The organism is Treponema sp. OMZ 857 (assembly GCF_024181085.1).
Classification (GTDB): Bacteria; Spirochaetota; Spirochaetia; order Treponematales; family Treponemataceae; genus Treponema.
This window is the reverse complement of record NZ_CP051147.1, coordinates 2,241,271-2,261,784: the sequence shown is the minus strand read 5'-3', so window position 1 is coordinate 2,261,784 and position 20,514 is coordinate 2,241,271. Positions and strand designations below refer to the sequence as shown.

At 45.8% G+C, this 20,514-nt stretch carries 22 protein-coding genes and 3 tRNA genes; 8 read left to right on the top strand and 17 right to left on the bottom strand.

What is annotated here, in order from left to right:
- Positions 1 to 62: 62 nt before the first annotated feature.
- The 5 genes from E4N66_RS10175 to E4N66_RS10155 all read right to left on the bottom strand — a co-directional run bounded on the left by E4N66_RS10175 (position 63) and on the right by E4N66_RS10155 (position 6,035).
- Entirely contained in the window at positions 63 to 1,421 is a 1,359-nt protein-coding gene (locus E4N66_RS10175) for a uracil-xanthine permease family protein (RefSeq protein WP_044013682.1), read from the bottom strand.
- Positions 1,422 to 1,571: 150 nt separating this feature from the next.
- The gene (locus E4N66_RS10170) at positions 1,572 to 3,158 is read right to left on the bottom strand and encodes a ClC family H(+)/Cl(-) exchange transporter (protein ID WP_253727928.1); all 1,587 of its coding nucleotides are present in this window, start codon (positions 3,156 to 3,158) and stop codon (positions 1,572 to 1,574) included.
- Between the two features lie 8 nt (positions 3,159 to 3,166).
- A complete protein-coding gene (locus E4N66_RS10165) occupies positions 3,167 to 3,820 on the bottom strand; it encodes a bifunctional 2-keto-4-hydroxyglutarate aldolase/2-keto-3-deoxy-6-phosphogluconate aldolase (RefSeq protein WP_044013679.1) in 654 nt (217 codons plus the stop codon).
- A gap of 211 nt (positions 3,821 to 4,031) precedes the next feature.
- Positions 4,032 to 4,895, bottom strand: coding sequence for a peptidoglycan DD-metalloendopeptidase family protein (locus tag E4N66_RS10160; protein ID WP_253727927.1), 864 nt, complete (start codon positions 4,893 to 4,895; stop codon positions 4,032 to 4,034).
- Between the two features lie 21 nt (positions 4,896 to 4,916).
- Complete coding sequence (locus E4N66_RS10155; RefSeq protein WP_253727926.1) at positions 4,917 to 6,035, bottom strand: PQQ-like beta-propeller repeat protein; 1,119 nt, start codon at positions 6,033 to 6,035, stop codon at positions 4,917 to 4,919.
- A gap of 23 nt (positions 6,036 to 6,058) precedes the next feature.
- Between E4N66_RS10155 and E4N66_RS10150 the strand changes: the two genes are divergently transcribed.
- From E4N66_RS10150 to E4N66_RS10130, 5 genes are all read left to right on the top strand, one after another.
- Complete coding sequence (locus E4N66_RS10150; protein WP_044013675.1) at positions 6,059 to 6,472, top strand: cytidine deaminase; 414 nt, start codon at positions 6,059 to 6,061, stop codon at positions 6,470 to 6,472.
- A gap of 35 nt (positions 6,473 to 6,507) precedes the next feature.
- Entirely contained in the window at positions 6,508 to 7,908 is a 1,401-nt protein-coding gene (gene aspA, locus E4N66_RS10145; protein ID WP_253727925.1) for an aspartate ammonia-lyase, read from the top strand.
- A gap of 118 nt (positions 7,909 to 8,026) precedes the next feature.
- Positions 8,027 to 8,569: a hypothetical protein gene (locus tag E4N66_RS10140; RefSeq protein WP_253727924.1), complete on the top strand. Its 543-nt coding sequence runs from the start codon at positions 8,027 to 8,029 to the stop codon at positions 8,567 to 8,569.
- Between the two features lie 77 nt (positions 8,570 to 8,646).
- A tRNA-Thr gene (locus E4N66_RS10135) sits at positions 8,647 to 8,720 on the top strand.
- A gap of 9 nt (positions 8,721 to 8,729) precedes the next feature.
- Positions 8,730 to 8,811 (top strand) — tRNA-Tyr (locus E4N66_RS10130).
- Between the two features lie 361 nt (positions 8,812 to 9,172).
- Here E4N66_RS10130 and E4N66_RS10125 read toward each other — a convergent pair.
- The 9 genes from E4N66_RS10125 to E4N66_RS10085 form a co-directional block, all read right to left on the bottom strand.
- A tRNA-Phe gene (locus E4N66_RS10125) sits at positions 9,173 to 9,245 on the bottom strand.
- A gap of 90 nt (positions 9,246 to 9,335) precedes the next feature.
- Positions 9,336 to 10,265 (bottom strand): 2-oxo acid dehydrogenase subunit E2, encoded by a 930-nt coding sequence (locus tag E4N66_RS10120; RefSeq protein ID WP_253727923.1) that lies wholly within the window; start codon positions 10,263 to 10,265, stop codon positions 9,336 to 9,338.
- Positions 10,266 to 10,336: 71 nt separating this feature from the next.
- Positions 10,337 to 10,693, bottom strand: coding sequence for a hypothetical protein (locus E4N66_RS10115; RefSeq protein ID WP_253727922.1), 357 nt, complete (start codon positions 10,691 to 10,693; stop codon positions 10,337 to 10,339).
- A gap of 76 nt (positions 10,694 to 10,769) precedes the next feature.
- Positions 10,770 to 12,401, bottom strand: a complete 1,632-nt coding sequence (locus E4N66_RS10110; protein ID WP_253727921.1) for a glycogen synthase — start codon at positions 12,399 to 12,401, stop codon at positions 10,770 to 10,772.
- A gap of 66 nt (positions 12,402 to 12,467) precedes the next feature.
- Positions 12,468 to 12,842 (bottom strand): chorismate mutase, encoded by a 375-nt coding sequence (locus tag E4N66_RS10105; protein WP_253727920.1) that lies wholly within the window; start codon positions 12,840 to 12,842, stop codon positions 12,468 to 12,470.
- 9 nt (positions 12,843 to 12,851) lie between these two features.
- A complete protein-coding gene (locus tag E4N66_RS10100) occupies positions 12,852 to 13,205 on the bottom strand; it encodes a hypothetical protein (RefSeq protein WP_253727919.1) in 354 nt (117 codons plus the stop codon).
- 228 nt (positions 13,206 to 13,433) lie between these two features.
- Positions 13,434 to 14,162, bottom strand: a complete 729-nt coding sequence (trmB, locus tag E4N66_RS10095; RefSeq protein ID WP_253729452.1) for a tRNA (guanosine(46)-N7)-methyltransferase TrmB — start codon at positions 14,160 to 14,162, stop codon at positions 13,434 to 13,436.
- A 61-nt stretch (positions 14,163 to 14,223) separates the two neighbouring features.
- Positions 14,224 to 15,066, bottom strand: a complete 843-nt coding sequence (locus tag E4N66_RS10090) for an RsmB/NOP family class I SAM-dependent RNA methyltransferase (RefSeq protein WP_253727918.1) — start codon at positions 15,064 to 15,066, stop codon at positions 14,224 to 14,226.
- Positions 15,063 to 15,890, bottom strand: a complete 828-nt coding sequence (locus E4N66_RS10085) for an RluA family pseudouridine synthase (RefSeq protein ID WP_253727917.1) — start codon at positions 15,888 to 15,890, stop codon at positions 15,063 to 15,065. The genes E4N66_RS10090 and E4N66_RS10085 overlap by 4 nt, the downstream gene beginning before the upstream one ends.
- A gap of 301 nt (positions 15,891 to 16,191) precedes the next feature.
- Here E4N66_RS10085 and tsaE point away from each other — a divergent pair, with 301 nt between their 5' ends.
- From tsaE to E4N66_RS10070, 3 genes are read left to right on the top strand one after another with little or no spacing between them, the layout of a single operon-like run.
- The gene (gene tsaE / locus E4N66_RS10080; protein ID WP_253727916.1) at positions 16,192 to 16,647 is read left to right on the top strand and encodes a tRNA (adenosine(37)-N6)-threonylcarbamoyltransferase complex ATPase subunit type 1 TsaE; all 456 of its coding nucleotides are present in this window, start codon (positions 16,192 to 16,194) and stop codon (positions 16,645 to 16,647) included.
- Positions 16,644 to 17,309: a tRNA (adenosine(37)-N6)-threonylcarbamoyltransferase complex dimerization subunit type 1 TsaB gene (gene tsaB / locus E4N66_RS10075; protein ID WP_253727915.1), complete on the top strand. Its 666-nt coding sequence runs from the start codon at positions 16,644 to 16,646 to the stop codon at positions 17,307 to 17,309. The genes tsaE and tsaB overlap by 4 nt, the downstream gene beginning before the upstream one ends.
- Positions 17,310 to 17,312: 3 nt before the next feature.
- A complete protein-coding gene (locus E4N66_RS10070) occupies positions 17,313 to 18,398 on the top strand; it encodes an HD-GYP domain-containing protein (RefSeq protein ID WP_253727914.1) in 1,086 nt (361 codons plus the stop codon).
- A gap of 70 nt (positions 18,399 to 18,468) precedes the next feature.
- On the opposite strand, the gene csrA is transcribed toward E4N66_RS10070, so the two are convergent.
- The 3 genes from csrA to E4N66_RS10055 are packed head-to-tail and all read right to left on the bottom strand — an operon-like array spanning position 18,469 to position 20,402.
- Positions 18,469 to 18,690, bottom strand: coding sequence for a carbon storage regulator CsrA (csrA, locus tag E4N66_RS10065; protein WP_006188992.1), 222 nt, complete (start codon positions 18,688 to 18,690; stop codon positions 18,469 to 18,471).
- Positions 18,684 to 19,130 carry a flagellar assembly protein FliW gene (gene fliW / locus E4N66_RS10060; protein ID WP_253673892.1) on the bottom strand — a complete coding sequence of 149 codons (447 nt, stop codon included), beginning with the start codon at positions 19,128 to 19,130 and terminating at the stop codon, positions 18,684 to 18,686. The genes csrA and fliW overlap by 7 nt, the downstream gene beginning before the upstream one ends.
- Positions 19,131 to 19,157: 27 nt before the next feature.
- Entirely contained in the window at positions 19,158 to 20,402 is a 1,245-nt protein-coding gene (locus tag E4N66_RS10055; RefSeq protein WP_253727913.1) for a flagellar hook-associated protein 3, read from the bottom strand.
- Positions 20,403 to 20,514: the final 112 nt, after the last annotated feature.

Genomic DNA, 20,514 nt, shown 5'->3' with positions numbered 1-20,514 from the left:
ACTGTATGTGTGCTATCCGATATGGGGTATCGGTGTATTAAACCTTAGCTTAGCGCTCCTCATCATGTTGTCTCATCTTTTTTTGACTTCGGCAGCAGGAGGTTCAAAATAAGTGCGGTAACAAAGGCACCGACGATGGCCTGTTTAAAGATGTTCTGGAACCACATCGGCATATGCTGCATGACTTCCTGTACGTTGCTTAAACCGAAAGCAACACCGAGCGATGCTGCGATAATGACAATATCACGTTCCGTAATCTTTCCGTTTTGGTAAATCAAGTTTAAACCGCTCATGGTGATCATACTGAACATCAGCAATACACCGCCGCCCAATACCGGGTTCGGGATAGTCGAAACGATTGCTCCAAGTTTGGGGAAGAATCCGCACAATACCAAGAAGCCTGCACCGATTCCGATTGTAAAGCGGTTGACAACTTTTGTCATACCGATAAGCCCGACGTTCTGGCTGAATGAGGTGTTCGGCATAACGCCGAAGATTGCCGCAAACATACTGCCGAAACCGTCTGCATGAACCGCCCCCTGCAATTCTTTGTCTGTTATGTCACGTCCGAGACCGCCGACTGCGATACCGGTGTTATCACCGATTGTCTCTACAGTTGTCGCAAGATAGACGAGCAGGAATGGGACAATAGCATCCCAATAGAAGGTGAGGTTCAGGTGCCCTACTGCAAAGAACGGGAGCGGAGCGGAAATCCATGCGGCATTTCTTACCGGTGTAAAATCGACCATACCGGCAAAGATTGCAACAACGTAACCTGCAATAAGCCCGATTAGAATGGAAGAGATGCTCAAAAAACCGGTAAACATTTGCCGGATAAAGATAATTGTTAAAAAGACGAAAAGTGCAACTAACAGATTCTTTATCGAGCCGAATCCGGGTGTTTTTTCAAGACCGACTCCACCGCCGACAAATTTAATACCGACCGGGATAAGCGAAATTCCCAAAGTGGTAACAACGGTGCCGGTAACAACGTGCGGTAAGAACTTGCGGAGCGGTTTTACAATAAACCCGAGCATAAACTCCATTAAACCGCCGATAAGGGATGCCCCAAGAATAGCAGCATATCCGTTTGACCAGTCTCCCATTGCGGCATATTGCAGTCCTACGCCGATAGCAACGGGGATAAATCCTGAACTGGTTCCCATAACGGTGGGGAGCCCCGAACCGATTTTCCAGATAGGCCGCAACTGGACGAATGTAACGGCGCCGGCAACAAACATAGCGCTTTGCAGCAGCGAAACTTTAATATCCGCCGGGATATTAAGAACACCCGATATAACTAAAATCGGGGCAAGGTTTCCGGCATACATAGCCAAAACATGCTGCATACCGAGAGGGATTGCCGTCTTTAACGGAACACGGCCTTCGAGCTTATAAATATTTTCTTTTGAAATACTCATAATCTCCTCCTTAACTATAATACATATCACCCGCGTATTTTTACTCTATGAGTATATACTGATAGAGATGCGAATGTTTACTCATTCTATCAGTATAACTGCGAATATGGTAAATAGCAAGAAAAAATTGTAAGATTACCTAAAAATTATTTAGTGAACCTGTTCACCGGTTAAACCGGTAAGTTGTTCTAGAAGAAAACCGGTATCATCTTCAACGAGGACAACCAGTTTATCTCCGGGGTACAATACGGTATTTCCGTCGGGAATGGTTTCCTCTTCACCGTGTATAACGCCGACAATACGGCATTTTTGAGGCCAGTCCGTTTCTCTGATTTTCTTTAAAGCCACAATCGATTGGAGCCCGATAGGTAATTCATAAAGCTGCGGGTGATATGTTCCGTGTTTACCGCTCAAAGAATGCGTGTTACCTTGTTCGGCTTCAAATATTTGCGCTAATAAGATATGGTCATGCGCCTGCGAACCGATAAAACTTGCCGTCAGATAAGCGGTAAAACAAGTGAGTACCAAACCGCTCAGCTGATGGAACGCCCCGCTTGTTTCAAACACAATAACGCAGGCGGTAAGCGGTGCTTTAATAACGGTGGTAAAACAGGCAGCCATACCGAAGAGAATCATGGTAGTTACGTGTTCCTGCGCCAATAGGCCGAAATGCACAAGCACGGTTGCGTACAACGCACCGCTCACTGCGCCACAGGCAAGAAGCGGTACAAAGATTCCCCCGATTGCCCCTGATCCTGCGGAAATACCGGTAAAAAGCAATTTGACGATTAAGAACATCAGCAGCATTGTAAGCGGAAAGGACTGCTGTTCAGTCAGTGCTTTTATCAGCCCGTCTCCACCGCCGGATGCATAACTGTGCCACAAACCTATCGGCAGGGATAGCAAGAACGGAATCATCGGCCGCAGAATCGGCGGAATATGAAACGTTTTATAGCATCGCTGAAAAAAATAGATTGACTGTTTGAATCCGTGCCCGACAAGCGTTACAAACATCCCGAGTCCTATCAGCCATGTAAATTGCGAAAGCGGGAATTCTACGGTCGTAAAGAATCGAAAAATCGGGCCGGAACCTAAAAAGATACTTCCGGCAAAATCGCCGGCAAAAGACCCTGCCATAACGCAAGCTAAGAGTAACGGCGTTAAATGATGATGAATATCTTCCAGAGCAAAAACAATTGCGGCGAAAGGGGCATTAAAGGTTGCCGAAAGTCCGGCGGCGGCACCCGCAGTGATAAGGCATACTCGTTCGGTAAACGATCGTTTCCCCAGCCGCTCAACGGCATCTCCGACATAGGCGCCAAGTTGCACGGAAGGCCCCTCGCGTCCCATCGAAAGACCCAAGCCGATACTCAACACACCTCCGATAAACTTGAGCGGGAGTTCACACAGCGGCGAAAACTGCAATTTTTGCATAAACACGCCTTCTATCTGTGCAACTCCGCCGCCTTTAATCATCGGCCACTTTGTGATAATAAAACCGGCAAATAAGCCTATCAGCGCCAAACTAACCAGCGCAAGAACAACGCCAAGCGCACCTGTTGACTGTATGACCCCGTATAGTGCAACACGGATATTTTTAATATAAGAGATCGACAGCCTGAAACCCGTAATAACCAGTCCCGTCAATAGGCCCGTTAATAGGCTTTCAAATACCAAAAGCCACTTATTTTCTTGTCTGCTTTTAAGCAATGTACCTGTTTTTGAATATTGATTCATAATAATTATTATAACTGGATCTGGATACCGCGCGCTGCGGCAACCGCTTCTTTTAATTGACGGGCTGTACGGGTAATCGATTCAAAATCACCGGTTTTTGCCCCCTTTGTTAGTGCTCCTCCGATACCGAGTACTGCAGCTCCGGCTTTAATCCACTCGGCTGCATTTTCGGCAGTGATACCGCCGGTCGGCATATAGGTTCCCTGCGGAAGCGGTCCCTTAAAGGCGCTGATGATTTTCGGCCCGAAAAGCTCTGCCGGGAACAGCTTGAGGATATCAGCACCGAATTCAAGCGCTCGCACCGCTTCCTGCGGAGTCATCACACCGGGAATGTACGGCACCGCATACCGATTGCAGAGACGGGCGCAGCCTTCGTCAAAAGACGGCCCGACGATATATTGTGCACCGGCAAGGATACAGGCACGTGCTGTTTCCGCATCGAGTACCGTACCCGCTCCCAGCAATACATCCGCACCGAATACTTCGCTTAGCTCACGGATAATTTCGTCGGCGTGCGGTACGGTCATGGTAATTTCGATTGCCGTGATTCCTCCTGCACGCACCGCCTCCACGATTTTAAGCCCCTGCGCTTTATTTTCCGCCCGAATAACGGAAACCGCCCCCGCCTCAATCAGCGCTTGTATCAGTTCGTATTTTTTCACTGCTTCCTCCCTTCTGTGCAAAATTTTGCCTAAAATTTTGCACAGTTTATTTTTACGGGAAGGGTAATCGTATCAGGCAGGCAAACAATAATCGCAGAAGAATGGAGGTTGGACGACCATTTGAACCGCGAAGAGGTTCAACTCTGGGTGGACAGCCTCCATTCTTCTGCGGGGATACCCTAAAAGTACCTGATACGATTACCCTGATCTATTAGTCTACTTGGATGGTAAACCGTTCCGATTTTTCATTGCCGGTAATATCCCGGGCTGTAATTAATATATCGGATTTTCCGCGGTTTAAGATAATCTTGCCTAAATAGAGTCCATTCTTTCGCCGGTATAGCAGCGTATCGGTAAAGGCGGTATTCCCCAGATACGATTCACCGTCTTTTTGGGTAATCGTTTCAAAGGGCAGTGTTCGAATATTAGTGCCGTTTACAAAAATCGTAATACGGAAAGGATTAAAACTCCGCCCGCCCGGTACAGCCGTATCGGAAATATCCGCGTATAGTTCATAGCTTCCCTGCCGCACATTTTTTTGCCCGCTCATTTGAAACACGGTATTTTGCTCATTTATCAAAATGATGTCTTGTATCTGCGGCGGTATTTTATCGCTGACCGACGGAAGCAGTAATAGCGGATTGATATATACTTTTTTTTGATTATCGCTCACTTGAAAGATCAGCTCATTAGGATTTCCCCATCCGCTGTTTCCGGTTTTTCCGATAACAGCTGTTGATTCAGCGGTTACCCTGTTTCGGAACACCGTGGTATCGTCAAGGTTTCCATAAACCGTTTGGAGTCCGTCATCGTGTAAAAATATCAGTGCATTTCCAAGTGTAGAAGGGAAAGCTCCGGAGCCGTATTTTTTATCTATAACAATTAAGAGAATTCCGTCATCCGCAGCGCGTACCGTCGCCGCATCTTCAAAGGTCAAACCTTGCTCAAAAGTATTTTCACCGATACGTTGCCCGAAAAGCCGTAAGAAATTTTGTGTATCGGCAGGCCATTCCAATGCGAATAATTCCGCAAAAAATACCGTTGCTGCTAAGAGGCAAAAGAAAAATCGTTTCATATCAGTATCCTATTTTTCACTTTATTTTATATCGATGCGGGCTAACTTCGTGTCGGTTGCAAGGAATATCGTTTCCCGTTCTTGTACAAGGAACGTGTTTTTTGAAGGAAAGGAGGTGTGTCCAACGACATAAAAAGGCGCTTCGATAAACGACAATGTTGAGCTTTGTTCTTGTCTGCTGATAATCGCCATCATATTCTTATACGGATTTTGACCGCCGGAAATGACCATACCGCGCTGCGGCATAATACCCGATATCAACCGATCGCAGTCGATAAAGCCGATACCTTCGGCACATTCAAACACGGCGTTATCGCCTTTTATATCGAAATCAACAAAGACCTGCCTGTGAAGATTTCCTTCCAATTTCCGGTGATGTATGATTTTATATTTATTACCGTCTATCCGTATAAGCAATGCGCGTTGACTGTTAATGCCGCACACACAGGCGGCAAGTTTTCCGTCGGTGGAGATTGCTGCTCCCAGTATAACCTGATAGTCACTGCCGCCCGGATAAAAGTCCGACCGTACATTACCTTCGGAATCAAGAACGACAAGTTTTCCATCAGAGAATCCGATAATAGCTCCGCTTTTTGTGCTATGAAAGGCGGTAATCGGCGCGGTGTGCAGATAACGCCAGCGCGGTTTCCCGTCGGCACCGTATTGCTTAACGGCGCTTCCTCCCGGCTCAAATAAGTAGAAACGGTCTTCGTCGATGTATACAAATCCCTGCTCTTCGATGACGGTTATCACCGAACCGTCGGGGCGATAAATCGGTGTTTTAGCGGCATCGCTTCCGTATTCCGTCCACGCTGCGAAAGAAGCTGAAATGCGCTGGGTTACGGGAGATGAGCGGAGTAATTCACCGTCGGCAGTAAAGTAACCGAAGCGGCTTTCCGTCAAAAATACTTTCGGTGTTTTACCGGCAAACTGTTCCGGCGCCGCCTGCGAAACTGCATTTTCGGTTTCACTCCCCATGCCTTCCAACTCGGCCTGCGCACTATCCGGTGTTATGGTGCGTACCCACACAGGCTTTAGATAAAGATCCGATCCGAGCGGTACCGCTGCTGCAAAGATATATATGAATAAAAAAAGAATAGGAAAAATAATAAAACGATTATCGAAAGCTGTAATTTTCATAGTCTATATGGTATAATAGTAGTATGAAAGATTCAAGTAAGTATGACCATCTCTTTGAACAAGCTATGAAGGCAGCGGAAAATGCATACGCCCCTTATTCTCATTTTAGAGTAGGCGCTGCATTACTGCTTGATGACGGGAGTGTTGTTACCGGCGTGAATGTTGAAAACCGTTCTTACGGATTGACCAACTGTGCCGAACGCACTGCTATTTTCCGTGCCGTTGCAATGGGCAAAAGAAACTTTACGGCTATTGCAATCGCAACCCCCGATGCGGATTATCCGGTTGGGCCGTGCGGTGCTTGCCGGCAAGTTATTTCCGAGTTTATGCAGCCGGATGCTCCGGTTATATTCGGATCATCCGCCGGTAATCGAATCGAAACAACCGTAAGCGGTGTCTATCCTTTCGATTCACTCCACGAGCTGCAACAAAAATAAGAAAATTTAACTGCCAAAAAGATTAGGAGGAAACAATGCGGCAAGAACATGATCTTTTAGGGTATCGGGATGTTCCCGATGAGGCGTATTACGGCGTACAAACGCTTCGTTGTATGGAAAACTTTAATATTACCGGCGTGCATCTTTCCGCCTATCCGGGCTTTATAGAAGCCCTTGCGATGGTTAAACAGGCGGCGGCACAGGCAAACTATGAATTAGGTTTGCTGGAAAAACCGACAGCAGAAGCGATTATCGGTGCTTGTAAAGAAATTATTGCCGGTAAACTGCATGATCAATTCCCTGCGGATATGATTCAAGGCGGTGCGGGAACGTCTACCAATATGAACGCAAATGAGGTGATTGCGAACCGTGCACTTGAACTGCTGGGGCATAAAAAAGGCGAATACCAATTCTGCCATCCGAATAACCACATCAACCTTGCACAGTCTACCAACGATGCATATCCGACGGCAGCGAAGCTTGGTATCTGCTTACACACGGAAAGCCTGATTACCGAGCTTGAAAAGTTGATCGCATCTTTCCGTAAAAAAGGAAAAGAATTCGGCGGGCATATTAAGATGGGGCGGACGCAGCTGCAAGATGCAGTTCCGATGACACTCGGTCAGGAATTTGAATCGTATGCAGCGAGTTTGGAAGGGGAGGTGCCGCATATCCGGCATGCTGTTTCCGGCTTGCTCGAAATCAATATGGGAGCAACCGCCATCGGTACCGGTATCAACAGTGATCCTGCCTATGCGGATTTGGTAACAAAACGGCTTGCAGAAATTTCGGGCTATCCTGTTACGAAGGCGAAGAATTTGATTGCCGCAACGAATGACACCACCTGCTTTGTTTCCTATTCGGGGCAACTGAAACGCCTCGCGGTAAAAATTTCAAAGATATGCAATGACCTTCGTCTGCTCGGCTCGGGACCGCGCGCTGGTTTGAACGAAATACATCTTCCGGCAATGCAGCCGGGTTCATCGATTATGCCGGGTAAGGTCAATCCGGTTATCCCCGAAGTGATGAATCAGGTATGCTTCCGCGTTATCGGAAATGATACGGCTGTGATGATGGCATCCGAAGCGGGGCAGTTGGAGTTGAACGTCTTTGAACCGGTTATTATTTACAGTATTTTGGAATCGATTTCGATTTTAAACAACGGTATGTCTACGCTTCGGCTGCGCTGTATCGACGGTATCGAAGCAAATGTCGAGCGGTGCAAGGAGCTAACCTATCGGAGTATCGGTTTGGTAACGGCGCTTAATCCGGTACTCGGCTACGAAATCTCAAGCGATATTGCCAAGACTGCCCTCAAAGATGATCGCAGCGTCTACGACCTTGTGTTGGAACGCGGTTTATTATCGAAGGAAGCGCTCGACGAAATCCTGAAGCCGGAGAATATGACACAGCCTAAGAAAATGCATAAACTGTAGGGAACGGGGCTGTCCAAAAAACTCAGGTTTTAATGTATAACCTATACTAACGCGCAAAAGAGCAGCGGTGCAGGTATTGCCCCTGTATCGCTGCTTAAAGCCAAAAGGGTAACTATAAATGATTATAAAAGAGAGCGTCTCTGTAGAAGATCAAATAAATATTACAATAGATATGTGGAAGCAAACAGGTATCCTAAGTAAAAATATTAAAAAGCGCAGAATACTTTCAACCTGTGTCATTATCAGCTTTCTCGTGTTGGCGTTCATGTTAAGTAAAGGCTACTTATTCCAAAGTATTATCGGTGTCTCCTATATTTTATGGGCTCTGGCGGAAATTATTTTTGCAAAACAAATATATTTACGGAAATTGAAAAAGAATCTGCGGAAGCAGTATGCTCTGGCTGCCGAAAAATTTAATTTGCCAAAAGACAAAATTGAGGTCATTACAGAAATAACAGATGGCTATGTTGAGGCAATAAAGTTAGGAACATCGACGAAATTTTTATTAAAAGATTTTTTATCTGATATCGATAATGAAGCCTTTTATATTTTAGAATTTACAAACGGACGTTTCTTGTATTTCAAAAAAGATGCATTTGAGACTAAAGAACAATATGAAGAACTGCTTGAGTATATAAAAAGATTTACAAAGAATAGTTAGCGATAATGCTTCAGCTTTTTGTTTGTTTTACACTTGACAGACAAAAAGAAAACCGATATGATACATTCCATATTTATGCCAACTTAGCTCAGCTGGCCAGAGCACGTGATTTGTAATCTCGGGGTCTAGGGTTCGAATCCCTAAGTTGGCTCATCAATATGGGGAGATTCCCGAGCGGTCAAAGGGGGCAGACTGTAAATCTGTTGGCTCCGCCTTCCAAGGTTCGAATCCTTGTCTCCCCATTTTTTATTTCAAAATAAATACAGGCGAATGTACCAGCTGAGGTTCGCCGGTTTTCATTTTCCATTTCTTTCATATCATCAATCATTTAAATGCTTAAAGTTTTTTAATTTTAAAATATGTCGGGTTTATTTGTACAAGGGTTTAATGCCCGCCGTTCCTCTACCGCCACGGATGGCGGTTGTTCCACGCAGGAGCAATGTTGTGGCAGAGCCGCAACTTTTAGATGTGTTCATTAAAATTATATCGTATCACTTATATTGAAGCATATAATATAAAATCAACAGCAGCTATAAAATATAAATAATAGATGATAGTGGAAATATTGACAGAGGATTAAAAAACACTGAAAAGATTAAATAATGCCGTCGGACAGAATCGAACTGTCGACACAAGGATTTTCAGTCCTTTGCTCTACCGACTGAGCTACAACGGCAAAAACAATAGAAAACTTATATCCGATTTTCCGATATGTGTCAAGTACCTGCTTGCAGTTTATACTTGACACTCAGAATAGGTGAACTTGTTACTCTATATCGTAGATAATTGTTGCCGGCGGTTGTTCAAGCAGTTCCGGATTTTCCAGATATTTATGCAATTCATGGAAAGCGGAGGCATAATAGAAGCCGTCACAAATCCGTTCATCGGTGGTAACGGCAAGGTCAAGGTTTCGTATATTGGTAACTGTACCGTCCCGTGCAATTTCTTGTGATCTCCGCATCGCGCTAAAAGTGATAAATACGGGTGCATTACCGAAGTCGTACAAATGATGAAATATAGGGCGGATACCTAACGAGCCCATCGAGGAAAAGACAACGGAACAGTGAAAAGGACTGAGCAGTCGCAAGCTTTCCGGCAACAAGTTATGGAAGTCAAGCCAGTTCAGAAATGCGATTGCTGCACGTAATTGAAAATTCGGCATAAATCCGAGTTTACGCGCAATTTTATCAAAGGCACTTTCTTTTTCTTCACGTTTATTTCGATACTCTTCTATTTTCTGTGTCATCTGATGATACACATCGGTAACGGTTGCGCTTCGGTCAAAGAAAAATTTCATCATTGTTTCTTCGGCTTCCAGCGACATCTCTTTCTTAACGGCCATGACCACTTCTATGTTATGGCGGGCATAAAGTCTCAATCCACTCAAAAATCGATTAATACCCGGCCGCTGTGATATTGTCCGCACATAGGCTGCAACCAATACATGCATGATGCCGAAACCGATAAGGCCATCGGCTCTTTTTTTATGTACGAAATGTTCTATCGCAGCGACATTGATGCTGTCTTGAAATAAATTTTGTGCTCCTATTCTTGACGGCATAATAAAGGGAGCTACTACCGCCATGGGTTCTATCGAACGGATACGCCGTCCTTCTTTTCTATCGCCGAATCGCCGTTTGGTTGGAATGTCCATAGTTGTTTTTTTTAGTTCCGATTCAGTTTGTTTGTCTGCCATATTTCCTATTTCCATTAGATTTTATATTTCTTATTAGAGATGCTTTATTATTCATAAATTCCCGTTTTGTACTAGAGAACTGAATCGACCAGTGTTTTAAAAGAGCTATTCAATGCTTCGTTGTATCGTTGAGGCTGCACCATAAAAAGGCCGTTTTTAACGATAATTGCAGCATGTTCTTCTTCGTCATTGAGAGAATCGTTTTTCCGGAATTGCTGTGCTTTTTCTAAAAGCCCTGTTTGTTTATCAATTGCTTGCCTTTGTTGCACAGTCATCATTTTTGAAAGTAAATTCGCAAATTCGAAAAAGTCATCGGGAAATTTCTCCATAAGTGTGCGGCCGGCATCCGCATTAGCTGTTTCGGATAACAAATCAGCAAACTCATCCCAATGCTCATTCAGAAAATGTATAATAATCTCTTTTTCCATTTTTTCCCTTGCTATAGGCGCTCTCTTTTTATATCGGCATAAAATGAGGGGCTTTCAATAATAAGAAAAAAAATCATCAATTAGGAAAATAGAGTTTTAGATACTGTTGGGTAAAAATATGCTTCCATGAAAATTCCGTATGGAGCGCTGTGCATGCTTGTAAAATAATATTTTTAAAATACGGAATATCGGTGAGCCTTGCTTTATCGGTTGCAAAAAAAGATTCTGCTTGGTTCAATACGGCTTCCGTCAATGCACTGATATGTATGTCGGTGTTTTGTTCTTCGCCATTCGGAAGCATATATAAGAAGCCTGTTTTCCCGTTTATGATTTTTTGCAAGCCTCCTTGTGCGTTCGCAATCGGGATAGTACCGTAGACCTGTGCGATAAGATCCTCCAATCCACACGGTTCAAATAAGCTCGGTAAAACAATAAAGTCCGCCGCTGCGGTGATGAGCCGAGCAGCCTTTCGGTTATATCCCTTGCAATAGACGAATTTCCCGGGCAGCGCGGCAGCGAGGGCGATCGCTTCAGCTTCAAGTTCAGGATTTCCCTGTCCCATTACAATAAACCGTAGGTTAGGAGAGCGTTCCAGTATGCGGGGTATTGCTTTGAGTAATACATCGACGCCTTTTTGCCGAACCAACCGGCCGTGGTACATCAGGTAGAGTGTTCTCTTCTCTTCTTGTGTACTCATGCTGCCGTATTGTTGTATGCCATCATACAGCGGCGCTGTGCAGGTCTGCGATTGTAGTTTGTCCAGTAAAAATGAACGGCAGGCATATTTTCCTTCAAACTGCTCTTTTTGTATGTCAAACGCGAAAGGGAGTCCTGAGCATTCCATATCGAGAGGATTATATGTCGCGAAATCAATTCCGTTGGTAATACCGGTAATATGAATATGCTTTTGGGCGAGGGTTTTTGAAAAAAGATAAGAATACGGCGAATGTTCGGGTGAAATCAGCTGCTTTGCATACCACGGAGACACCGTCGTTAAATCAGCAAAGGCGGAACCGACAAGAAAGGGTTCGACCGTATAATCGACTCTGCCATATTCCAATACTCTGTGAGGAAGATCGGTTAAATGTGCCGCATATTCGAACGAATAAAAGGTTTGGCGGTAGCCGTCCCCTGCGTTATGGATGGTGATAAGCGTACGGGTATGCCGAAACAGACGTCTGCCCGTACAGCGGGCAGAGATAAACGCAGGAAGCAAAGCGGTGTGGGCATCATGGCAGTGCAATACCTGCGGAGCGGTATGGTTGCGTAATCCGTAACAATAGACCGCTTTTTGAAATAATACGTTCATTTCATGGCTGTCTACGTAGCCGTCTCCTTTTTTAAGATCGGGCCGGTGCAGCTTTTCCCGAAAATAATCGAGTTCTTCGGCGCAGTAGGTATAAATATCTTTTTTTTCCGTGAAAATACCGGAGTCGATAAAGATGAAACGGATGTTTTTCCTGAAAAGTTCAAAATATCTCACTGAGTGCGGCGTATCACCGACACGTATCTGTGCTTCTCCGATGCAGTTATCGAGATCTTCGCTATTGTTTCCGTAACGGGGCAAAAATACCGTAATCGTAAGACCATAAGCTGCCGCTGCTTCTGCCAATGACTTTACGACATTTTTTACGCCTCCGGCTTCTGCAAAGCCGGCATATTCACGGCTTACAACCCATATCAATCCATTATTTTCCTTGGTGCTCATAAAACTGGAATATCCTTAAAGAAAGTAAAGGGTACCTCTTAAAACCGAAGTTTTCAGAAATATCCGCTATGTTGTGCGATGAAACAGATCCGGCCGGAGTTTTTCCGCCCCGCCCAAATAAACCGGTATCGCTTTCTTCCTTCCATAGTAGTAAAACAGGAAGCGAATGATACCGTGAGAACCGCCGTCGATGTCCGGTTCCGTACTGCAAAAAAGGGCGACCGCAGAAGCATAACCGGCGGAGCGCAATAAAGTTGCAGGATTTGCCGCTGTTATATCGGATGTAATCGAAAATTGTAGGGAAACGATATCTTTTTCATGCAATCTGTTGAGTTCCAAAAAGCGTGTGTATGCCGTAACGACGGCTGTTTTGATCTGCTCCTGCGTATTTTGAGTGCATACGGCTGCTCTTCCTGCGTACAGTTTTTTCCAAAACATCATTGTATGTCCTTATGCCGGATTAAGACCGCTAGAAAGTAAAAGAATAGCGGAGGCTGCAATTGCAATTACGAGTCCGAATATACAAGCAATACCGCTGATAATACAGCGGCCGAGGTAGTAGGGTTTCCGTAAATAAATATTGTAGTTGATTTCAAACAACAAAGCAAAAACGGCAACTAAGAACAGTAAAATGCCGCCTGCGATAAGAAATTGCAGAATAATAATCTGGCTTGAATCCAAAAAGTTCTGAATATTCCCTAATACAAATAAAACGAATAAGGCAATCAGAACGGTAAAGAGAAAAAGTACGGTTCTATGCAAAAAACGGATAGTAACTTGTTTTCTAATTATCGGAGATGCCATCACTGACCGAGTATAACTTGTCCGATTGGAACATGCAAGCCCTCGCATTTCGGTTAGATTTTTACGTGAATGAATATGGACCTTTTTAGTGCGAAATTTTTCCTAAAATTTCGCACCTTTTCCTAGCAGACGGGTAAACGTATCAGGCAGAGTAAATAAAAAGCGCAGAATAAGTGAGGCTATGAGACCATTTGAACTGCAGAGCGGTTCAACTCTGGTTGAATAGACTCACTTATTCTGCGGGGCTACTAAAAAACGGCCTGATGCATTTACCCTGTCGTGTGCAGGTCGGATAAACATCAGCTCGGTGATGGGGTGCGCTTTATTGAGGCCTTTTTGTTCAAATTTGGTTTTGGGGCGCCATGGTTGCGGAGGGGCAAAGCCTTCGTATTTTGACCGGAGTCCTTCGGTGGCCGAAAGTTCGGCAAAGGCGTCCTCCGCATAGTCGTACCAATCGGTTACCATATAGAGGTAGCCGTTTTCTTGCAGTTTTTGAGCCAGCAGGTTTGTTCTCGGGCGATGGAGCAGCCGCCGTTTATGGTGTTTTTTCTTTTGCCACGGGTCGGGAAAAAAGATATGGAAGCCTGCGATTGAGGCGTCGGGGATCATATATTCCAGCACTTCGATAGCGTCATGTTCGATAATGCGGATATTTTTAAGATCGCGCTGCTCGATCTCGTTTAAGAGCTTTCCGACCCCTGCTTGAAAAACCTCAATGCCGATATAGTTGATTTCGGGATGCTGCGCTGCGATTTCAGCTGTTGCGACCCCCATGCCGAATCCTATTTCGATGATAACCGGATGATCATTCGCAAAGATCTCTTTAAAAGAAAGCTGCTGCGCTTTGTAGGGGACGCACCAGCGCGGCGCATATTCGGCATACGCTTTTTTTTGAGCCTCGGTAATCCGCCCCTTTCGCAGCACAAAGGTTTTGATGGGGCGTCCCTGCGGCGGCATATCGGCTACGCCGGTTTGTTCACTATGGTTTGTCTGTTCTGTTATCATGGTATTCCTTCTCTTAATTCGTTTTTTCGATAAGCGAAAAATACAAGGGGCCTGCTCCCCCGCAGGTATCGGGTAAAAACCGGCTGCCGAACAGCGTTTTTTCGCCGAGTATGGGCGGTGTGCTGTTTTTGCCGGCTGTTTTGGTATAAGCCGCGCTAAATTCGATTGCTGCGGTACCGCTATGGATGGCAGCTTCGGTTCCGTATTTTTTCAGCAGCTTTTGCACAACGCCGTCGTTTTCCGCATCGGCAAGCGCGCAGGTTGCGTATACTAAAAAGCCTCCCGGTTTTAATAGTAAGAAAGCTGCCGAAAGGAGCGCCCACTGCCGCTGTGCCAGCATTTTAATCCGTGCAGGTGTCCAGCAGGCAAGGTATTTCGCATCGGTAAGCACATGGCGCTCCGAAGAACAAGGCGCATCCAGTAAAATGCGGTCGTAATACGCTTGCCGATAGCGGGGGAGGGTAGCGGCGTCATAGCCGGTAACTTCGATGCGGGCGCTTATGTCCGGCGGCAGATGCTCATCAAGTACGGTGAGCAGCCGCGCTCGGCGTGCCCGCGACAACTCGTTTGCCTGTATCTGGGCTTCCTGTCCCATACCGGAGGCAAGCACCAGCGTTTTGCCGCCCGGAGCGGCGCACATATCCAAATAGCTGCCCTCATCAATCGACGGAAGCGCCTGTGCCGCATAGATACTCGCTTGGTCAAGATAATACGGCTTTCCGCCGCACACCGAAAACGCCACCGGCTGCGTCTCTTTGAGAAGCGCTTCCCGAAGCGTCGGCCAACGGTCGCCGAAAAGAGCGCTGTAGTAAGCTTCAAACGCGGCTGCCCCACTTACCTGCTTCGACCGCTTCACGGGTGCCGCTCCGCGTCTATTTGATGGCTTGTAGGTAATGTAGCTGGAGCGGTTGTATCCGCACCTGCGTCCGCTTCTCCTTTATTTGTGAATATTATGCTGTTTGCGCATGCCGCCATGCAGGCATGCCAAAGGGTGTCGGGCTGCATAGGCGGCGCTTCAACAGTAATGTTTTGGTGCGTAATCGGATGGATAAACGAGAGCTTGTAGGAATGCAAGCGTATGCCGCCGCTCGATTCACTGCGCCGCGCTCCGTATTTTAAGTCTCCCTTGATGGGATGTCCGGCGGCTGCCATCTGTACCCTAATCTGATGCGTGCGCCCTGTTTCCGGCCTAATACGGATAAAGTCGTACCGGTCGCCTTCTCCGCACAGCGTCCAATATAAAACGGCTTTTTTAAGCGCCGACTTCTTATGCTTTTTAGGTTTTGTGATATCGGCAGACGTTGTATTTGCAGGAGTTATATCGATAGGAGCCGCGCCGACAAAGGCTTTTTGTGTTTTGGTATGAAAGCCGAGCCAGTGCTCCAGCCGCTGCAGCTCCGATACTTCTATGGAATGTTCTGTAGACCGTTCACATATTGCCCAATATTCTTTTTGCACAGCTCCGGCTTCAAATGTACGGGAAAACAGCGTTTGTATCTGGGCAGAAAAAGCCAGCAGTACGATGCCTGATACGGGAGTATCAAGCCGGTTGACCGGAGCGACAAACGGTTTATGCGGAAAAAGCGGCGCGAAAAACGTCTGGGAATTTTCACCGCTTGCTTTATAGGCAACCGCACAGTAATCATCTTCAAAATAAATACGGGTAGTTTCTTTACACATAATTCAAGGATAACAGAAACGCATTATAGTGGTTTTTTTCCACCTAGACAATATGCTTGACAAACCATTATACGAGTGCTATGGTGATTTCAGAGGAGAAGATATTATGAAAAAGTGTATTTTTTATAGGATTACCCATTGGGTGTGGATTTATTGATAGTAAATTATCCGTTAGGAAAGAGTATTCGTTCTTTTGCTTCTGTTGATGACCTATACAAACAGCGGATTTCGGAATAGTATACTATGCTTGTAACTATTACGAAGGATGCTTTCTTTAACTAAGAAAAAAGTTAGGGCTGATATGGTATACAGAACAAAAACAGTAGAAGATACTATCAACTTTGGTCGGGCTTTAGGCCGCTTACTCAATGCAGGCGATGTGCTTGCTCTGCAAGGGACGCTCGCAGCAGGAAAAACGCAGCTGACAAAAGGCGTTGCGCAAGGGCTTGATATATCCGAAGCCGTTACCAGTCCCACCTTCACCATCATATCGGAATATTACGGACGTCTACCGCTTTATCACATGGATGTGTATCGGCTCAGCTCACCGGAAGATTTTTTAGATCTCGGTGTTGAGGATATGCTGTATGGTCAGGGCGTGTGCATTATCGAATGGAGTGAAAAAATCATGTCGGAATTACCGGCACGTACCATCCTTATTCATATCAAGCCGGAAGAAGATACAAGCAGAACTATTACCATCACGAACTGGCCGTATGAAACGGACAGCTTAACCGAATATGAGGCAGCACCATGAATATACTTGCAATAGATACCCTCACTTCAACCCTTTCAGTTGCGGCATACGGTCCTAACGGATTAGTTACACAATCCTTCGCCGGTAACGGTCCGTCCCACGCAGAACGGTTGCTCCCCCTTATCGATGCAGCCGTATCAGCTGCGGGATTTACTGCCGCCGATACGGAAACGGTATTGGCGCCGGAAGGTCCCGGTTCTTTTACCGGCCTAAGACTCGGATTTGCAGCGGCGAAAGCATTACAGCTCAGCAGTAACAGCTGTTTTATTCCTATTCCTACGCTCCCATGCATAGCATCGCAGTATGAGGCGTGGAACGGAAATATTGCCGTAGTAATAGATGCAAAAAGAGAACGCTTTTACGCTCAGCTTTTTAAAAACGGAACAGCGGTAACGGAAGCTTTTGACAAAACAGCGGCTGATTTACTCCCGCACTTTTCGGAAAACGAAGAATGGCTGGTTACCGGCTATGGAACGGCGGCGTTTAGAGACGCTGCTGCAATTTCACAAAGTAGTATCCGCTTTCATTTTATTGAAGCGGATGCCCTCTCTTTTGCATATTCGATGATTAAGTATATGCAAAAGCACGGTAATGTACTGAAGAATGCTGCAGACTATGCAGGGCCTCAGTATATTCGGAAGAGCGATGCGGAGAAGGACTAAACTATGGAAAAAAGTATATCGTTGGAGCGGAATCAGCAGATTACAAGAGATATGTCGGCAGAAGAACAACAGGTGTATTTTGATGAACTTTCTGAATTAACAAAGGCAGGAAGTATTCCTACTATGATTCTTGACAGTAATTTAGTTATACGCCACATGACCAAAAGTGTGTACACATTATTTGCAGGTTATTACGCATTGGAGAAAAAGCCGTTTTTTAATGTATTCGGTAGGGTTTTTACTCAGGCGGAGATAAAAGACTTTTTTGAAAGCATACGATCGCGAGAAAAAGGCTGGTCATGGATCGGCAATATGGTGCATAAATCGCATACGTTAAAAACGCTGTATACGCGAGTACGATTCCATCCGCTTTTTGATAAGGAGAACCGTTACCTGCTTGGATACTGGGTGATTATTGAAAATATAACAGCAGAGCAGATTGGAATGTATAAAATGATGCTAAACGGTTTGTTGCAAGCTTCAATGCTGAAAGACAACGATACCGGAAACCATGCACAACGGCTCAATTTCTATTGTCAAGAGTTTGCCGAATATTTGTTTTCGCTTAATCAATACCCGCAAATTACACCGGATTTTGTTGATAATATTTCTTTTTTGGCCGCTATTCATGACATAGGCAAGATCGGTACACCCGATTATATTCTGCAAAAACAGAGCAAATTAACCGGCATTGAATGGGAAGTGATGAAAGAACATACAATCAATGGCGCTCTTATTGTTTCATCATATCCTATTGCAATGGCAAAGGAAATAACATTAAGCCATCATGAACGGTGGGACGGCAGCGGATATCCGTTTAAGCTTGAAGGTGAGATGATACCGCTTTCGGCAAGGATTGTCGCAATAGCCGATGTATATGATGCACTGCGTATGAAACGATCGTATAAAAGCGAGCTTTCACATGATGAAGCTGTCCAATATATTTTTGAGAACGCTGGGAAGCATTTTGATCCGCAGCTCGTAACATATTTTAAAGAGATTCACCACGCATTTGATAAAGTATGGCACACTCTCAAAGATAATGAGACGGAACAGTCACGCGTACCCGAGGATCGGGCTGTAGTATAATCAGCGACTGCGGCACGTGATCGGGAAGGCATCGCAGTAATGCAATGCCCCCGTATTGTATTACCGTTTTTTACTTCAACCCCAGTTGAGCGAGGGAGTCGATATTGCCGGTAGCGAGTGCCGCTTTATTTTCACGCTGAATTTCGTCGTAAATTTCTTCGCGGAATACCTTGACGGAGCGGGGGGCTTCAACGCCGATTTTAACCTGATCGCCCCGTACTTCAATAACGGTAATTTCAATTGAATCGCCGACGCGGATTTTTTGGTTTGTTTTTCGGGAAAGGATTAACATGACGAACCTCCGCGTTTCATTTCAGCGACGATATCATGCTTAGTCTTCCATTTTTCTCCGCCGATGACCAGCTGCATTGCCTTTTTATTCTTTTTATTGATGATGAGCGGGCCTTGCAAATTTGCCGTAATTGCTGAGCCGTCCGACGGAACGGTAACCAATGCAAACACCAGTACGTCCGACGGAGATTCAATGCCGAGCGGTTCGAGCAAACTGTCATCGATATCCAGTTCATAGTCAGGCCGGAAGATAAAAGGATCGATGGCGATAAACGCAAGCTCTGCATCGTCAAGCGACTGAATCCATATAAATGGCTTTTGCTTTGCATCGAGCAACGCAAAGCGGTGATACTTTTTAAATCCGTAAAAACCTTCAGACAGGGTGATGATTTGATCTTCTTCAATCGTAACCGTACCCAGCGCCTTCGTTTTTATTTCCATACTAAAACTCCCTTTCTTTTGTCATCGTTATCTTAAATAATTGAGCAGCGTGTTTTTATATAAATTGCCGACCGTGCTTAACGATGCTTGATGCGTATACTCATACATTTTAAGATCGGAAATAGCTTGTGTCAAATCCAAATCGGCTTCGCGGGATTCCGCTCCCGTTACGTTCGGTATCTGGGTATTCAAACGGGCGAGCGCCGCTTCCGCGCGTTCATAGCGGGAGCCGTTTTCCGCAAGCCGCGCTGCGAGGTTGTCGATAGCTCCGTCCACACTGCCGAGTACTTTGCCGCCGAGCGATTCATGGTCGCCTGCATACATCGCGTTGCGCATTGCGATGACCGCATCAAAAAGCGAACCTCCCGATACGCGCACCGAATCGGCAAGGTTGTACGGCGGCCGCTGCTGAGGTTTGACAATACCGAGAGAGGCAAGTACGTTTCCCTCTCCGGCATCGCGCAGCCAGAGCTGCCGTGCATCGGTAGTTTCGATATTCATACCGTTGGTAACAGGGTCGAGCGAAGCCTTAACCGCTGCGCCTGAGCTGTTGATTTTAGACATAATCGCATAGACGTTATCGCCCGCGATGAGCGGGATAGTAACGCCGTCCACCTCGATGGCGCTGTCCTGCTGCACGATAAAGTTCCGTGCGTCGGTTGCGGAAAAGAGCGTTTGCCGTTCCGCCCAAAAGATACGGTTCCCTGCCTGATTTGCCTCCATAAACGAAAGCTCATCGCTTTCCACCTGTTTGGTGTCGATGGAACCGTTGTACCGTACATTGGTGATAACCGTGGAACCGGCGCCGTCGATGTCGCCCATCACAATCTCAAAAGGTTCGGTAAAGCTTTTAGTACCGGCAAAGAGACGCGTACCGTCCGCACTAAAACTGTTCGCTGTTTGAACAAGCTCATATAACAGTTCGTCTACTTCGGGCGCCATCTTTTTAAGATCAGAAGCGGTATAGGTACCGGTTGCACCCGCTACGGAAAGTTCGCGGAGCCGCTGCATAATATTGAGAGCGCTCTGCATCGGCGCCTCTGCAACCTTATATTGATCGTTGAGCGTCTTGGCATTTTTTTCAAAGCGGTCAAGCCGTGCCAAAAGCGATTTATAGCGTACCGAGTGTCCTGCAGCGATAGGGTCATCGCGGAGCTGCTGAATGCGCCGCTGAGTACTGAGTTGACTATTTACCTTGTGCAGCCTGCTTTCTTGTCTCCGCACCGAATAGCTGCTGTCCGAATGCTGCATATTTGAACTAATCCGTTGCATACTTACTCCTTTTTCCCGGTAAATATATCAGGGGTAGTGTGATATAGCCCGCAGAATAAAAGCGGCCGTCCAACCAGAGTTGAATCGCTTCGCGATTCAAATGGTTTTCCTG

Excerpts from the sequence above, each read along its gene's own strand:
- E4N66_RS10175 (WP_044013682.1), bottom strand. The coding sequence starts at position 1,421 with ATGAGTATTTCAAAAGAAAATATTTATAAGCTCGAAGGCCGTGTTCCG.
- E4N66_RS10170 (WP_253727928.1), bottom strand. The coding sequence starts at position 3,158 with ATGAATCAATATTCAAAAACAGGTACATTGCTTAAAAGCAGACAAGAA.
- E4N66_RS10160 (WP_253727927.1), bottom strand. The coding sequence starts at position 4,895 with ATGAAACGATTTTTCTTTTGCCTCTTAGCAGCAACGGTATTTTTTGCG.
- E4N66_RS10155 (WP_253727926.1), bottom strand. The coding sequence starts at position 6,035 with ATGAAAATTACAGCTTTCGATAATCGTTTTATTATTTTTCCTATTCTT.
- E4N66_RS10150 (WP_044013675.1), top strand. The coding sequence starts at position 6,059 with ATGAAAGATTCAAGTAAGTATGACCATCTCTTTGAACAAGCTATGAAG.
- aspA (WP_253727925.1), top strand. The coding sequence starts at position 6,508 with ATGCGGCAAGAACATGATCTTTTAGGGTATCGGGATGTTCCCGATGAG.
- E4N66_RS10140 (WP_253727924.1), top strand. The coding sequence starts at position 8,027 with ATGATTATAAAAGAGAGCGTCTCTGTAGAAGATCAAATAAATATTACA.
- E4N66_RS10120 (WP_253727923.1), bottom strand. The coding sequence starts at position 10,265 with ATGGCAGACAAACAAACTGAATCGGAACTAAAAAAAACAACTATGGAC.
- E4N66_RS10115 (WP_253727922.1), bottom strand. The coding sequence starts at position 10,693 with ATGGAAAAAGAGATTATTATACATTTTCTGAATGAGCATTGGGATGAG.
- E4N66_RS10110 (WP_253727921.1), bottom strand. The coding sequence starts at position 12,401 with ATGAGCACCAAGGAAAATAATGGATTGATATGGGTTGTAAGCCGTGAA.
- E4N66_RS10105 (WP_253727920.1), bottom strand. The coding sequence starts at position 12,842 with ATGATGTTTTGGAAAAAACTGTACGCAGGAAGAGCAGCCGTATGCACT.
- E4N66_RS10100 (WP_253727919.1), bottom strand. The coding sequence starts at position 13,205 with ATGGCATCTCCGATAATTAGAAAACAAGTTACTATCCGTTTTTTGCAT.
- trmB (WP_253729452.1), bottom strand. The coding sequence starts at position 14,162 with ATGCCGCCGCAGGGACGCCCCATCAAAACCTTTGTGCTGCGAAAGGGG.
- E4N66_RS10085 (WP_253727917.1), bottom strand. The coding sequence starts at position 15,890 with ATGTGTAAAGAAACTACCCGTATTTATTTTGAAGATGATTACTGTGCG.
- tsaE (WP_253727916.1), top strand. The coding sequence starts at position 16,192 with ATGGTATACAGAACAAAAACAGTAGAAGATACTATCAACTTTGGTCGG.
- tsaB (WP_253727915.1), top strand. The coding sequence starts at position 16,644 with ATGAATATACTTGCAATAGATACCCTCACTTCAACCCTTTCAGTTGCG.
- E4N66_RS10070 (WP_253727914.1), top strand. The coding sequence starts at position 17,313 with ATGGAAAAAAGTATATCGTTGGAGCGGAATCAGCAGATTACAAGAGAT.
- csrA (WP_006188992.1), bottom strand. The coding sequence starts at position 18,690 with ATGTTAATCCTTTCCCGAAAAACAAACCAAAAAATCCGCGTCGGCGAT.
- fliW (WP_253673892.1), bottom strand. The coding sequence starts at position 19,130 with ATGGAAATAAAAACGAAGGCGCTGGGTACGGTTACGATTGAAGAAGAT.
- E4N66_RS10055 (WP_253727913.1), bottom strand. The coding sequence starts at position 20,402 with ATGCAACGGATTAGTTCAAATATGCAGCATTCGGACAGCAGCTATTCG.